Annotated in this window: 12 protein-coding genes; 9 read left to right on the top strand and 3 right to left on the bottom strand. The window is 58.1% G+C overall.

Translation table 11 applies throughout. The features are described 5' to 3' along the window. Window positions 1-234 precede the first annotated feature (234 nt). Window positions 235-750, bottom strand: a complete 516-nt coding sequence (locus tag IC232_RS03655) for a hypothetical protein (RefSeq protein ID WP_190843561.1) — start codon at window positions 748-750, stop codon at window positions 235-237. Window positions 751-825: 75 nt separating this feature from the next. Further along, window positions 826-2661 carry a hypothetical protein gene (locus IC232_RS03650; RefSeq protein WP_190843560.1) on the bottom strand — a complete coding sequence of 612 codons (1836 nt, stop codon included), beginning with the start codon at window positions 2659-2661 and terminating at the stop codon, window positions 826-828. Window positions 2662-2976: 315 nt separating this feature from the next. On the opposite strand from IC232_RS03650, the gene IC232_RS03645 reads away from it, so the two are divergent. Next, window positions 2977-5334 (top strand): DNA topoisomerase, encoded by a 2358-nt coding sequence (locus IC232_RS03645; protein ID WP_190843559.1) that lies wholly within the window; start codon window positions 2977-2979, stop codon window positions 5332-5334. A gap of 58 nt (window positions 5335-5392) precedes the next feature. Here IC232_RS03645 and IC232_RS03640 read toward each other — a convergent pair whose 3' ends face one another. Then, entirely contained in the window at window positions 5393-5815 is a 423-nt protein-coding gene (locus IC232_RS03640) for a hypothetical protein (RefSeq protein ID WP_190843558.1), read from the bottom strand. Window positions 5816-6093: 278 nt separating this feature from the next. Here IC232_RS03640 and IC232_RS03635 point away from each other — a divergent pair, with 278 nt between their 5' ends. The 8 genes from IC232_RS03635 (at window position 6094) to IC232_RS03600 (ending at window position 14902) form a co-directional block, all read left to right on the top strand. Next, window positions 6094-6876, top strand: a complete 783-nt coding sequence (locus IC232_RS03635) for a hypothetical protein (RefSeq protein ID WP_190843557.1) — start codon at window positions 6094-6096, stop codon at window positions 6874-6876. A gap of 109 nt (window positions 6877-6985) precedes the next feature. After that, window positions 6986-7801, top strand: a complete 816-nt coding sequence (gene cpaB, locus IC232_RS03630; protein ID WP_190843556.1) for a Flp pilus assembly protein CpaB — start codon at window positions 6986-6988, stop codon at window positions 7799-7801. 101 nt (window positions 7802-7902) lie between these two features. Continuing rightward, window positions 7903-9354: a type II and III secretion system protein family protein gene (locus IC232_RS03625; protein ID WP_190843555.1), complete on the top strand. Its 1452-nt coding sequence runs from the start codon at window positions 7903-7905 to the stop codon at window positions 9352-9354. A gap of 31 nt (window positions 9355-9385) precedes the next feature. After that, window positions 9386-10108 carry a CpaD family pilus assembly protein gene (locus IC232_RS03620; protein WP_190843554.1) on the top strand — a complete coding sequence of 241 codons (723 nt, stop codon included), beginning with the start codon at window positions 9386-9388 and terminating at the stop codon, window positions 10106-10108. Between the two features lie 22 nt (window positions 10109-10130). Further along, a complete protein-coding gene (locus tag IC232_RS03615) occupies window positions 10131-11414 on the top strand; it encodes a CpaE family protein (protein WP_190843553.1) in 1284 nt (427 codons plus the stop codon). A gap of 32 nt (window positions 11415-11446) precedes the next feature. After that, on the top strand, window positions 11447-12961 hold the full coding sequence (locus tag IC232_RS03610; protein ID WP_190843552.1) for a CpaF family protein: 1515 nt from the start codon (window positions 11447-11449) through the stop codon (window positions 12959-12961). A gap of 13 nt (window positions 12962-12974) precedes the next feature. Further along, entirely contained in the window at window positions 12975-13949 is a 975-nt protein-coding gene (locus IC232_RS03605; RefSeq protein ID WP_190843551.1) for a type II secretion system F family protein, read from the top strand. A gap of 11 nt (window positions 13950-13960) precedes the next feature. Further along, window positions 13961-14902 (top strand): type II secretion system F family protein, encoded by a 942-nt coding sequence (locus IC232_RS03600; protein ID WP_190843550.1) that lies wholly within the window; start codon window positions 13961-13963, stop codon window positions 14900-14902. The last annotated feature ends 129 nt before the right edge of the window (window positions 14903-15031 follow it).

Here is a 15031-nt window from a genome sequence, read left to right as displayed (position 1 = left end):
CCAACTCGGCAGTAGAGATGACAAACGGCTAGACGTTTTTAAGCTCAACGGACCCATGTGGCACTCCTAGTCCCAAAGGGGATGTTTGTCCTGAGATCAGCGCTGGTTGAGAAAGCCCACTAGTTAATAGCTTAAGCTTGCCGGGAGACTTTTGTTGGTACGAGACCTCGGAAGAGCGATACTACTCCATTAGCGAGAGCTGCTCATGGGGCAAATCTCTAGATCGAATCTGCTCTAGTTAAGCCTGTCCAACTCTTGAAGATACGCCGCCGGAAGTTGGAAGCTCGACCTGTCTGGCCGCTTTAGGCCAATCTTCCCAGCAGCGTCATGAACAAAATCTATGCAATTTGAGTCCGTTAAGGTGTAGCCTCGTGCGTTCCAATCATTCGCAAGAGCGAGAATTTGACGGCGCTGCTCCTCACTTATTTTGGCTTTCACCGTTGTCGAAATTCGGCTGAACCGAGTTGGATTCTCCTTCAGTTCAGACTTGATGATGCCTGGCCCATCGATCAGCCCCTTCCCACCCTGCTTCGGATAGAATCCGTAGCAATCTTCCTTGATCCCATTATTGAGATGCAAGGCAATACAGGTGAAGGCGTGCCCAACATACTCAGCACTGGTCCACGATACCTGTGATCCGTAAAATTCGACAAATATGTCACCCGGCGCGGAGGCTGCTTCCTTGCCAGCACCGACTAGGCCCGTCAGAAGACAGAGAATTGCTAAGAACGGTCGAGACTTGGTCATCATGTTTTATCTCCATAGGAGATGCTCAAGAAGCAGTGACGGAGCAAGGGCCGCTCTACAGAGTTTTGCGAAGGAGCTCTATTCGCCCGGCACCACCGACGGGGAGCTTTTATCCTGAGCTTCTCTGGGAAAAATCTGGTCAACGATTGCCCTCGCACGGAAGTAGTCGAGGTGGTTCAAACGATAATCCTGATCAACGATGATGTTGTTAGCGCTCTTGTTTTTTTTCGTCCCAGCTGCTGAGACATTGCCACCAACATAGTCACTGGTTCGGTAGAAATTCTTCCAAATCCGGACAGAAGGCGGACGGGGCAGCTCAATTCCCAGGAACGTCTTATAAAGGGAGTCGAGCGGAGACCCAGCTGTGATCAGGTCTATGTTTTGGGCGTCATAGTTCCTCAAGGTGTCCACTGCGATAACCGTTCCTTGGCTGTGCGCCAGAAGATGAATGCTTACATTCGGTCCAATCGCCTTTAGGAGATCAGCGAGGCGCCTTCGGGCGCTGCGACGGTAGCTCAGGGTTTCTTCTTCGGGGAGGTACCTTCGAGCGCTGTTACGATAGCTTAAGGTTTTTTCGGGAGCCAGCCACAGCACTACGTCGGCGATAATCGCAGCAGGTTGGCGGAGTTTGCCGAACAAGGACGGAATAAAGCTTACGATTCGTGTGCTTGAGGCCGCATAGATGGAGAACGCCGTGATGGCTGTCCCAGATTGGCTTGAGTCGTCTCCCTCGATCTTACGCACTATGGCCTCGCCGAACCGAAGCAGCAGGTCATGAGCATCTCTCAAAAGTCCGAATTGAAGAATTTCGTCCCTTGGGAAGAGAAACACGTTCACGACATAGAGCGCTGATACAATCGTGTTCCCCACAACGAGCACAAGGAGTGCAGGAACAATACTGCCTCTTAGAAACTCGCCGAGTTTCCCTGATTGGCTTTCTGAAGGTCCGAACTTGATGCACACAAAATAGATGGCGCCGGCAATAGCAAACACGGCTCCGAATGAAAATGTTGCCGCTGCAAAGGCAAACTCTAGGAGCGCGAGATCAAACGGCAACGCCTTGGTATACGCGGTATTCCATTGGGAGAGCGATCCAGGCCCGAAGTATGTACTGAGCCATAAGTTGAAGGCCCACGACAGAGCCCCTAAGCCTCCACCCAACAGTGAAAATGGCAAGGATAGGGCTGCAAACCGTACCAAGTAGCAGCGAAACGACAGACGATTTGATGCTAGCACACCCCTGATTGTGACTCCGACAGCCGCACTCAAGGCTAGAACTATCACTGCGAGATAGATTAATGAGAGTAGCCAAGCAGCGATTTCCGCGCTTCTATCGGTGCTGACCCAGCCCTTATACCCAGCGAAGATGGACACTGCGCCAAGCATCGGCGTCAGATAAGCTGAAAAGCAGACCGAAGTGTCAAGGTTGCGCAGCGAGAAGGCTAGCAGCCAAGTTGGTAGGATCGAGACAAGTGCCACGCCTATACTGACTGGTTGAGGCAACACCGTCATGTGGAGTAATGGAAAGTAGATCGCAGAAAGCGACAGCGCGAGTCCCCACATAAACCTGTGCAGCAAATTCCCGGCCTGGCTATATCCATTAATGCCAGACTCACCGTCGTCCCATCCCACTGCCCCGATTTGCGAGAGCGCGAGCATCACCTGTACGGGACGACCCCAGCGAGCGCGTTTCGTGTTTCCGCCAGGTTTCAGATCTGCCCAATATAACTCGTATGCAGTCTGGTATCGTCGTCCATCGGTCGGGATTAGCTTTGGGGGAAGATCCTTAACGTTAAGATCACGCTCGAAGGGTCCAGCGAGCTCTCCGCAGAGTTCACGGACCATCGTGCCGGGCTCAACAGCTCCAACACCATGAACTACCACCAGAACCATCGGCTTGGAGACGGGAGCCACTTCTTCCTCCGCCGCTAAGTGAAATCGCGCTTGAGAACAGAGATTCTAGAAGGCTCAACTCACGCAACCAAAATGTACCAACGATTTCCGAACGCTAAGGGGCGAGTCTTGCCGCAGACGGGCCGTTTAGCAAGATCATAGCGGTTACCCTGATGGAGTAGTGACGGGGAATAACTGCCGGCTTCCGTCTCCGCGGGCCGCGAAATAAATTGAGGCGCATGGAATTAAACTGTAGTCTGCGACACCCGTGCTCTCGTCCCCAAACCTCGAGCATGGTACCGGTTGATTCCAGAACGATAGCAGAACACGCGATCCATGCCCTCCATTGTCATTTGCGAAAAACCGTCCCAAGCCCGTGACGTTTCGACAGCCGTCGGAACCACCTATGGGCAGGTCCTCGCCGCGCAAGGCCATCTCCTGCGGCTGCAGCTGCCAGGTGAGGTCAACCCAGCCTGGGAGAAGTGGACCGACGATCTCCTCTACCCCCAGGGCGGGCGCTACGGGTACGTTCCTGGTGAAGGCGGCGGCAAGAAGGAAGCCCTGGAGAAGATCAAGCGGGCGCTGGCCACAGCCGACGAGGTTGTCATCGCTACCGACTGTGACCGAGAGGGCCAAGGGATCGGCCAGTCCCTCCTGGAGTTCTTCAAGTTCCGGGGCAAAGTCCGGCGAGCCATGTTCACCGCCCAGGACCCTGTGACCCTGAAAGCGGCGTTCAAGGCGCTCAAGCCCAATTCCGAGTACCAGGGCATGTACGATGCTTTCGTGGCTCGCCAGCAGGCCGACCAGATTTATAATCTCTCCCTCACTCGGGTTGCCACCAACAATCTGAGGCCAGAGGGCAGCAAGAAGCCGGTCGGGATCGGCCGCGTCCGGAGCCCCACCCTCGGTATTCTGTGCCGGCGGGAACTCGAGATCCGGAACTTCGTCCCAAAAGAGTATTTCGAGATCCGGCTTAACGTGCTCGGCGCCTCGGGCCCGGCCAATCTCTTCTATGCCCCCTCAGACGATGCCCGCATTTTCGTGCGTGGGACGGCGCAACTCATCGCACAAGCCGCCAAAGCCTATTCTGGGCCGGTGAACGTCAAGACGGAGCGCAAAGAGCGCGCCCCAGCCAAACCTATGGACCTGCCCACGCTCCAGAAGCGGGCGTCCCAATGGGGCTGGACTGCCAAAAAGACCCTCGACACGGCTCAGGCGCTCTACGAGACCTTCAAGATCATCACCTATCCCCGCTCGGAAACCCGCTATCTGCCTGAGACGATGATCCCGGAGGCGCCCCAGCTTCTGACCATGCTCAAGGAGGTTCAGGACTATGCCTCCTATTCCCTGAAGGCTCCCGTGATCCGCAAGGGCAAGAGCGGCATCTTCAGCGACAAGCAGCTGGAGGGCGTGTCGCACCACGCCATCGTTCCGAACGTCAACTGCCCGGGAGGGTTCGCCAAGACGGTCGCCCAGCTTAACCCCGACCAGAAGCGTCTCTTCGATCTCATCGCCCGGACCTATCTTGCGGCCATCGGCGAGCAGCACATCTACGACCAGACCAAGATCTGGGTGGACGTTCGGGCCGCCGAGGTTCCGCCTGGCAAGTTCACCTTCTCGGTCACAGGATCGGTCCCGGTCTATGCAGGCTGGAAAGAGATCTTCGAGGACAAGTCCGATGACGACGAGGAGGAGACTAAGCTTCCCCCTCTCAAGAACGGTGAGCCCGTCACAGCGCAGGAAACCGAAGTGCTGGTCAAAATGACCAAGCCACCGCCGCGCTATACCGAAGGCAGCCTGATTGAGGCCATGCAGGAGGCCTGGAAGTTCGTCGACGATCCGGCAGAGCGGGAGCGCCTCAAGGAAGCCAAGGGCATTGGCACCCCGGCGACCCGCGACACCATCATCGAAGGGTTGAAGCTCCAAGGGCAGATCATGGTTCAGAAGAAGAACCTTGTTCCCACAGACCTCGGTCTGCAGCTTTACCAGATCCTGGTCTCGGCCGCCCCCGTGGTTGTCGATCCCGCCGCGACAGCCCGAATGGAAGCGCGCCTCGACGATATCCTGAGCGGACAGGCAACAGCCGACCAGATCATCAAGGAAATCTCGAAGGTCGCCTACAATCTGATCCCGAGCATCAAGCAGAAGAAGGGTTCTGTTACGGCAGCAGTGGCAACTCCCCCAACCAAAGCCATGGTCACTTACGCTCAGAATATCGCCGGCCGTAAGAACATCCCCCTACCCCGAGAGGTCACGAAAAACTTCAAAACGTGCAAAGCCTTCATCGACCAGCATACCGGAGCATCCCAAACCGAGGGCGGTTCTGGTGACTGGCTCCTCGACAAAGCCCAGCGGCTCGCCCAGGCAACGAACACTCCCTTACCGGACGCCATCAAGGAAGATCGCGACGCCCTCAAAAAGTTCGTCGAGGAGATTGCAAAGAAGCGTGGCACCGAGCCTGCCACGCCAGGCCAGATGGATTGGGTGAAGAAGCTCGTAGAAAAGGGCGCAACGCCGCCAGAAGGGTACCCCGACAACGTGTCCAAGGTCGCCGCTGGCAAATTCCTGGACGAGGCTTTCGCTAAAAAAGCCGGTTCTGGCGGGTCGGGCGGCAAATCCCCAGCACCAAAAGCGGGAGGGCAGAGGCGCCCGGCCGCAACTTCAGCCAAACGCTTCGCTGGTGCAAAAAAATAGGGAGCGCGCAGCGCTCCCCTCAATTGCAAAGGCCGGGAATTTCTCCTGGCCTTTTGTTTTAGCTCTCGCTGGGCAGTTGAAACATGCCCTCGATCTCGGCTTCCGCCCTGGCAAACACGTCATAAGGGAGGGAGTGCTTCTCTGTAATCTCAGCGAAGATCTCTCGCATAACGTGCTTGTTCCCGCAGAGCGAGAATAGGGTCGCAGCGTCTTCCACAGCCGCACGCTGCCCCGTAAACCCAGGATCCTCTGGCCGGCTGTTATAAATCTGGACGGAAGCGCTAAAAATAGAGCCCTGAATTTCCTTTGGGGTGAACCCCTCAGGCGGAGGCAACTGGTCAGGGGATACGCTAACCGTTTCCGCCACAGCCTCGTCTATCTCGGGAGCTGGCTCCTCGTCTGCGCCTGCGCTAATCGGCACCACAGCCGTACCAGTCGGCGGAACGATATCAGGGACATCCTTAAACAAATCATCGGCCATTCGGGCGGCTCCTTTCTGGCTGCTAACTTTAATTCGGATTAGCACATTAAAACGGATGGCGCGACATCAGTAATGCAGGATATTGGCGGATAGCTGAACCAAGAAGGCAGAACCAAACCGCCATGATTCGAGACCTATCCTCCTCCGCTCGTACCCCTTTCCTCCGGTCCAGCTTCGAAATCGTCTATGACCCAGGTGCGACGTCCTCGGCCGACGGTCATTATGAGCCGATCCTTCTCAGCGGACGTGGTGCCTCTGCCGAGATCCTAGCCAGGGCCTTGAGCCTTATCGTTAACCGCAGTGCGACCGCCCAGAACGAGCGTGAAGTTCTCGATCTGCGCTACTTGTCCGCCGCCTTGGCCCTTTCGGACGGGACCGACACCAAGGATGTCGAGCAAACGCAAATCATGCATCGCGCCAGAGCCATATTCCTTGCGGCTGACGATACCGAAGGCGTGCTCCAAAGAACTCAGTTCGCTCTGTCATCCTTCTCAAAACCCGGGCAAAAGACACTCGCCGTCGAATTGCCCGCTGTCCTGAATGGTCTGAGGGATCTCGTCTGGGGTCGAGCCCTCGAGAGCCTGAAGGGGTCTCATTGCATTGAGCCAAACCTCCTTGCCACAGCCCAAGCTCTTGCATTCTCAAGCATCTGCCGGCCTTGCCAGTGGTTCAGTCCCGACACAGGCATCATTGTGCGAACCGGTTCCGTCATTCGCACGTCCGGTCGAGGCTACCGGCTAACCCTCCCCTGGTCCCACTCGCTGCTGCGCCTCTCCCATGAGGCATGCGCCGCAGTCATCAAGGCTGGATTCGAGCGAGGCCTAACAGAAATGGAACTATTGGAAACTCTGCTGTCTCTGAAACATATCGCCAGCCAGTCAAATCCCCTGGAAAATCAAAGCGCTGCGGCCGAGCGGGGCCGGGATTACGTCGTCTATGACTATGCCGTTGAGGCCTATGCCAGCGTCGAACGCCAGGAAGAGATATTCGCCGATCCGGTTCTAACACTGGCCGCCGCCACAGCCGCCGCTCTGACCGTTAACCACTGGACGTCTGAATAAGAGCTGCTGGCCAATAAAAACCGAGTTGCTGCGGTAAAAAAAGATATAAAAGGGCCATGCGAAGTTTAATTCGCCAAACACGAATCATTACACGCATCGGACACGGCTCATGAACAAAAAGACCGCAGCTCTCCTCGGGATCACGGCCGTATCGGCTTCCCTCGCCTTCATCATGTCGAGTGCGATGACCCCGGAACCTGCCCCGGCAGCGCCTGTTGCAGCCATCGAGGCTCCCGCTGCCCCGGATCCGCGTGACCTGACCGAGATCCTCGTGGCCAGTGAGGACATTAAGATCGGTCAGCAGGTCAGGTCGACGATGCTCGGCTGGCAGACCTGGCCGAAAACCTCGGTTCCCCCGAATGCGATCCAGCGTGATGCGCAGCCGGACGCCCTGAGCCATTACGAAAAGGCCACGGCTACCGCCATGATCATGAAGGGCGAACTGATTGTCGATGCCCGTCTCCTGCGCACCGACAAATCTGGATTTCTCGCGACCGCTCTCCCAGAAGGCTACCGGGCTTTCTCCCTCAGGCTTGATGCCGGTGGAGCAAACGCCGCCGGCGGCATGATCCTGCCGAACGACAGAGTGGACATCTATGTGACCGGACAGGCCCCGGCCGCTGGCCGCACAGACGTCGACTCTACGATCCTCATGCAGGATATCCGCATCATCGCGATCGATCAGACCATCGAGAAGAGCGATGGGGCCCATTCGATGATCGGCAGCACCGCTACCCTCGAAGTGACCCCGGAGCAGATCGTCTCGCTCAATAAGGCGCAGAGGAACGGGTCTCTGTCCTTCGCACTGCGCCCGATCCGCGAAAAGACCGCCGAAACGATCTCAACCGCTAAGGGCCCGGCGCCGAAGGCTCGTCCTGCAGACATTCAGCTGATCCGCTTTGGCGTGTCATCGACCCTGAACTGAAACACCTTTTCTCCAAAACTCGGACAACGATAATGACAATCACCAGGACCCGGGGCGCTCGAAACCATCGCGGCGCTATCATCAGCGGAGTTGCCCCGCTAATGGCACTCGGCCTCAGCGCCGGGATCGCGAGCCCGGCGTATGCCGCCGATCCGGTCGCTGACCCTCTGAGCAGCGTCTCGACGAACATCAACGTAACCAACAGGGTCATCTCAGTCATGATCGGGAAGTCCACCTTCCTTGATCTGAAGGCAGATGCCCGCGATGTGATTGTCACCAACCCTGGCGTAGTTCAGGCGACGATCCGCTCTGAGCGGAAAATGATGCTTCTGGGCCTCAACGAGGGCGAAACCCAGGTCTACGTCATGGATGCGGAAGGCCGCCGGATCACCAGCTACCTCATTCAGGTCGCTCGTGACACGGGCCGCCTGGAAGAAGTTCTGCGCGAGGTCATTCCGGGATCGACCATCAAGACGAAAATGGTCGGCCACAGCGTCATCCTGTCAGGCGAAGTCGACAACGACATGCAGGCCAAGCAAGCGGTGGATATTGCAACGGCCTATCTGGGGGCCAGTGTACGCTCCCCTGACGCTGGGGGCGGTAGCAGCGTCTCGACGGGTGGCGCCGCCGAGGCTTCCCTGGGTCCTGTGATCAGCGCCCTCACCATCAAGGGCCGCGACCAGGTCATGCTCAAGGTGACCATTGCTGAGATCCAGCGCAATGTCCTCAAGCAGCTCGGCATCAACTCGACTGGATCCTGGACACTCCAGGACGCCACGATCAATGCCGCAACCTCGTCCGTCTTCCCGGTCGCCGGCTCTTCGCTGGCGAAGTCCGCGCTGAGCGCCACCTGGGGCTCCGGCGATACCATCAGCCTCCAGGCAATGGAGCAGGCCGGGGTTGCCCACACCCTCGCAGAACCGACCCTGACGGCCATCTCCGGCGAGTCAGCTAACTTCCTCGTCGGCGGAGAAATGCCCGTCCCGAGTGGCACGTCCTGCAGTGACGATAGCGGCAGCTGCCAGCCGACAATCACCTATAAGAAGTTCGGTGTGAGCCTCAGTTTTACCCCTGTCGTCCTGTCATCGGGTAAGATCAATCTCAAGGTTGGAACCGAAGTCTCGGAGATCGACCCTAGCAACCAGATCATCGTCCCGGCCGGTAAAGATCAGAGCCTCGCCATCCCTGGCTTCAAGGTCCGCAAGCAGGACACCACCGTGGAAATGCCGTCGGGCGCGGCTCTGGTCACGGCTGGCCTGATCCAGCAGCAGACCAAGCAGGCCGTTAACGGGCTGCCCGGCTTGATGAACTTGCCGGTTCTCGGCGCCCTTTTCCGGTCCCGTGATTTCCAGAAGCAGGAAACCGAGCTCCTGATCGTTGTGACCCCCTACATCGCAAAGCCTGTCTCGCCCCAGAAGATTGCCCGCCCCGATGACGGTTTCGTGCCTGCGTCCGAGCCGAGCGCCGCCTTCCTCGGCCAGATGAACCGCAAGAACACTCAGAAGAAGACCGCCAAGCCCCTCTACAAGCAGCCTGGCTTCATCATCAACTAACGCCGCCGCTCATTTCCTGAAGGATCCTACAATGATCAGAAACCTTGTGACGGCGACGTGCCTCTCGCTTCTGGCCGCAGCCTGCGCCGATCTTGAGAAGCCCGCCTATACCCTTCCCTATGCTCCTGATGTCCGAGACCGTCACCCGATGGTCCTGAAGAACGAGCTGACCACCCTCGACATCTACCCCACTCAGGTTGGTGGGCTGGAACTGCGCCAGAAGGTCGACCTCCAGGATTTCGCCCGCACTTACGGCCCTGCCGGGAAATCCGCCCTTGTCGTCTCATCCCCCTACAAGGGATCGGGAGCTGACAATGCCTCTGTCGACCAGCATGTCGGCTACGTCGTGAAAGCCCTTGTTTCGGCGGGCGTTCCCCGTTCGTCGATCGAACTCAAGAAGTATCAGGCCCTTCAGTATGACCGCATTGAGCCGATCAAGCTCGCCTACGTCCAACTGGAGGCTGGTCTGCCCCACGAGTGCGGCCAATGGCCGGACGATCTCGGGGCCGACAGCGGCATCGCCAATCTCGAGAACCTGACACACGCGAACTTCGGCTGCGCCCATCAGCAGAACATTGCGGCTCAGATCGCCAATCCGATGGATGTGGTTCGTCCTGCCCGTGAGACTGCCCCTGACTCGACGCAGCGGGTCCTCATGCTGCGCAAGTTTGTGGCCGGTGAGCCGACATCGACCAGCCGTCCCCCGGCCCAGTCCGGCGGCGGCGATAGCGTCTCCAGCTCATCCGCTAACTGATCTCACGGCAAGGACCTCGCTCATGAACCACATGAACCCTCACCTTAGCCACTCCATGGCAGCCCCGCTGGCTCCAGTCCCACGGATTACCATGGACGCTTTCTGCCAGACCAAGCCTGTGGCGAAGATCGTAAACGAAGCCTTCAAGGACCCGATCCTGACCCGCGCCAAAGCGGGTATCATGGAAGGTGGGCTCCGCGATGCCATCGACTACTACTCGAAGACCCCTACCCCGAGCGTGATTGTTCTTGAGGTGGCTCCGGAAGAGGCAAACTTTCTTTCGGCGCTCGATGACCTCGCCACCCATTGCTCCCAGACCACGAATGTTATCGTCATCGGGCATGTGAACAGCGTTCGTATTCATCGCGCCCTGCAGGATCGCAACGTCAGAGACTACCTCGTCGTTGAGGAACTCGACCGTCTCGACCTCGTCAGGGCCGTTTCCCGGATCTACTCGGAGACGTCTGGCGTTGACCACGGCCATGTGACCGCAGTCATTGGCAGCGTCGGCGGTGCTGGGACATCGACGATTGCCTGCAATCTGGCCTCGAACCTAGCCAGCCTCGTTTCTTCCTCAGTACTGGTTGACCTGAATTTCGGCTTTGGCGCCGCAGCCTTCAATTTCAACCAGGAGCCAAAGCAGGACGTCTCGGAGGCTCTGTTCACGCCAGAGCGTATCGACGCAAACTTGCTTGAGCGCCTTCTCGTCCAATGCGACGACAACCTCGCCATCCTGCCGGCTCCCGCCAACCTGGAGAAGACCTGGGATATTCGTGAAGATGCGGTGGCCCGCATAATCGAGACCCTGCGCCGGGACAACAGCAACCTCGTCCTCGATATGCCCCGCGTCTGGACCCAGTGGACCTCCCTGGCTCTTCAGGTCTCGAATGAAGTTATCCTCGTCGTTACCCCCACCCTGCTCAGCCTTCGCAACGCGCAGGAAACCGTCGCTGCCCTTGACCGCCTGGGCAAGCGGCCTCGCCTGATCGTCAATCAGCATGCTGGTTCGAAGAGCTCGGACCTCTCGATTGAGGATATCTCCAAGAGCCTGAGCGGGCTGGAGCCGACCGCCGTTCTGCCCTTCGACCGTGCACTGCACCGGGAAGCCTCTGAGGAGGCCCGGATGCTGGCGCAGGTCCAACCCAATGGGATTGCAACCCTCGCACTTCGCGAGCTCGCCCGTTCCCTCGCCGGGGTCAACACCCTGGAAGACAATACGGCCGCAGGATCGGGAAAGACTTCCGGGCTGGCAGGGCTCATGCGCCGCTTCTCCGGCATCGTCCCGCAAAAGACGAAGTCCAAGTGATTCAACACGAATTCTGATAAGGCGAAACAGTCATGGGTTTCGGAACAAAGAAAATCGATCCTCGGTCGGTGAGTGATACGGTGGGTACTCCGTCCCCGCGCCAGGTTCCTGGGGTTTCCTTCGGCGGCAACGGGGCTCGCCCAGCTGGATTCGGGCTTGGCAAGACGGCCCCGGGCCAAGGCACATCGGCGCCGACTCCCGTCACAGCCATTCGCGCCAATTCTGTCACCAAGGGTACTCTCCCGGCTTCAGTGGCAGACGACCAGGCAGTTTCAGTCAATTACTACGACTGGAAAAAGCAGGTCATGGACGAGATCCTTGGCTCACCGGACATGATGCAGCGGCTGGACGCGCTTGATAGAAATCAGGCGGCCATCGAGATCAAAGAAAGCGCCAAGCAGTTCATCGCCGATCTGCAGATCGCGATCTCGAAGAATGAGCATGACCGGATGCTCAATGACTTGGTGGACGACATTCTGGGGTTCGGTCCGCTGCAGCCTTTGCTCGACCGTGATGATATCGCCGATATCATGATCAATGGCGCCACCGAGGTCTACATCGAGGTCGGCGGAAAGATTGAGAGAGCGCCAAACTGCCGCTTTACCGACGAGACCCATCTGTTCAATATCGCCCAGCGCATCGTGGCCCAGCGCGGCCGCAAGGTCGATGAGGCAACCCCGATGTGCGACACCCGTCTCAATGACGGTTCCCGTGTTAACGTCACTGTGCCGCCTCTGGCCAAGAACACCACCATCACGATCCGTAAGTTCAAGCGCGACCGTCTCAGACTCGACGATCTCGTGAAATACGGCGCCATTCACCCGGATGGAGCCGAACTGCTTCGGATTATCGGCCGCGTTCGGCTGAACGTGATCGTGGCCGGCGGTACCGGGTCCGGTAAGACCACCCTTCTCAACTGCTTGACGGCCTCCATCGACCACGGCGAGCGGATCCTCACCTGCGAGGATACGGCAGAACTGCAGCTCCAGCAGCCCCATGTTGTGACCCTTGAATCCCGGCCGCCTGGACTCGAAGGCAGTGGCGAGATCACTATGCAGGACCTGGTTCGCAACAGCCTCCGTATGCGCCCAACGCGCATCATCATCGGTGAGGTTCGCGGCGAGGAGATGTTTGATCTTCTGCAGGCCATGAATACGGGTCATGAAGGCTCGATGGGAACCCTCCACGCCAACGATCCTCGGCTGGCACTCAGCCGTATGGAGTCGATGGTCATCATGGGCAAGCCAAACCTCAATGTCCGCAACGTGCGAGAGATGATTGCGGAGTCGGTCCATATGATCGTTCAGGTCAACCGCCTTCCTGACGGCTCGCGCAGGATCACTCACATCACCGAGATTACCGGTATGGAAGGTGACATCATCTCAACCCAGGATCTTCTCCGGTTCAAGGTGACGGGCGAAGACGAGCGGGGCCGCATTGTTGGCCACCACGAGTTCCAGGACATCGTGAAACCTCGCTTCTTCGACAAGGCTGTCTTCTATGGAGAAGGCGACCGGCTCCAGCGCATCCTTTCGCCCCGTTCATAAGATTGAGCCTGTCATGGTCCTCTCCCAACTTCTAATCGGCGTTTGTACCTTCGTGGCCATCGGCACCGGCGCTTATGCCATCTTGGCCCCCAAGATTGCCGACGAAACCGTCTCAAGCCAACGGCTGGCAAAGCTCACGAAGGAAGGTGCAGCAGTCAGCGCCAGGGCCGTCGTCGACCGCAGGAGGCGACGTGCGATTGCTCACAACCTAGAAGACCTCGAGGATGAGGAGAAGAAGCGCAAGAACATTCCAATCGAGGTGCTCATCAAGCAAGCCGGGTTGGATTGGACCAACCAGCGCTACTACCTGATGATGGCAGCTGGCATTGTGATGACATCCATTGCCGTCTATGTGATCTCAATGAGCCTGTTTGCGACAGCCGTTGCCACACTCTTCGCCCCTCTGGTCTGGCCGAAGATGTATGTAGCTCGGGCCCGAGAAAAGCGGATCAACAAGTTCCTTGAGCAGTTCCCGACGGGCTTGGATATTATCATCCGCGGCCTTAAATCCGGTCTGCCGATCCGAGCCTGTTTGCAGACGATCGCCAATGAGGCCGAGGAGCCGATGCGCAGCGAGTTCCAGGCTGTCATGCAGGCTCAGGGCCTCGGACTGACCGTGGCTGATGCAGTGGCGAGGATGCGTCTGACAGTTCCGTCCCCGGAAACCAACTTTTTCATCACCCTGATCGAAGTCCAACAGGCGGCAGGATCGAACCTCGCCGAGACCCTTGCCACCCTCTCCAGCATGATGCGTGCCCGAAAGCAGATGCGTGAGAAGGTTAAGGCGTTGGCAGCCGAACCCAAGCTATCCGCTTACATCATTGGGGCAGTCCCGCTCGTCGTGATGACAGCGATCTACTTCATCTCTCCAGACTACCTGGAGCCGTTGCTCTTCACCACCATGGGTCACGTCGTCATCGGCGGTTGTGTGCTCTGGGCCGGCATGGGCGCTTTGATCATGCAGATGATCATGAAAGTTAAGATTTAAGGGGACGGGCCATGCAACAGTTCATCTTCATTGTCCTGATTACCGTCACCCTGACCTCGGTGGGTATGTACGTCCTGCAGCTTCTGGAACCGGAGAGCGTTGCCAATCTGCGCCGCCGCAGGCTCGAGGAGACGACCCCTGACAAACTTCGGCTGGCGAGCCAGTCAGATGGCCCGGCCAAGGCAAAGTTCATGCCGGGTCGGCAGGTCCGAACGATCGTGACCCGCCTGCAGCTCGCCCGATTCCTGGGCACCACCGATGTCCGGGATAGGCTTGTCCAGGCGGGCTATCGATCATCGGCCCACGAAGTCAGCTTCCTGTTCGCGCGGTTCATCACACCGGTGTCCCTGATCGTCCTCTCGACCGCCTATATGTTTCTCACACGAGCATTTGACGGGAACCTGCTCTTCCAGGTCGCTGCCATCGCCGGAATCGCCTTCCTGGGCCTACGCCTACCGGATGTCCTTCTGAGCAGTGCGATCGATAAGAGGCAGGAGTCCATCCGGATGGCTTGGCCTGACGCTCTCGACCTCCTCAACATCTGTGTCAGGTCCGGTATCTCCATCGAGCAGTCAATCCGTAAGGTCTCTGACAAAATCGGCCATCAGTCCTTCGCCCTGGCAGAAGAATTCCGCATCCTCCTTGCGGAAATGTCGTATCTGGCAACCCGCCGCCAGGCCTACGAGAACCTCCACAAGCGGGTCGATCTTCCTCCGGTCCGGAACTTCGCTTCAACCCTTATCCAGGCCGAATTGAATGGAACTCCCATCGGCGATGCGCTCAAGACCCTTGCCGACGAGGGCCGCACCCAGCGCATGAATGAGGCTGAGCGACGCGCCGCCCAGATGGGTCCAAAGCTAACGATCCCGATGATCCTGGCACTGCTCCCGGTCCTGATCACCCTCATCGTGAGCCCCTTGCTTCTCAAATATATGAGCGGCGGTGGCTTCTAGGCAGCCACTGGCCCAAGCCAGCGGACAACGCCGTCTGATATGCGAACAACCAGAGGGGCCCCGCGCCCCTCTTTTCGCATTAAGAGGGCGAGAATGGGTTTTATAATTCGCTAACCTTGGCTTATAGTC

The organism is Microvirga sp., assembly GCF_014699075.1.
In the GTDB taxonomy this organism is placed as follows: domain Bacteria; phylum Pseudomonadota; class Alphaproteobacteria; order Rhizobiales; family Beijerinckiaceae; genus Microvirga.
This window is presented reverse-complemented; position numbering and strand designations above follow the sequence as displayed.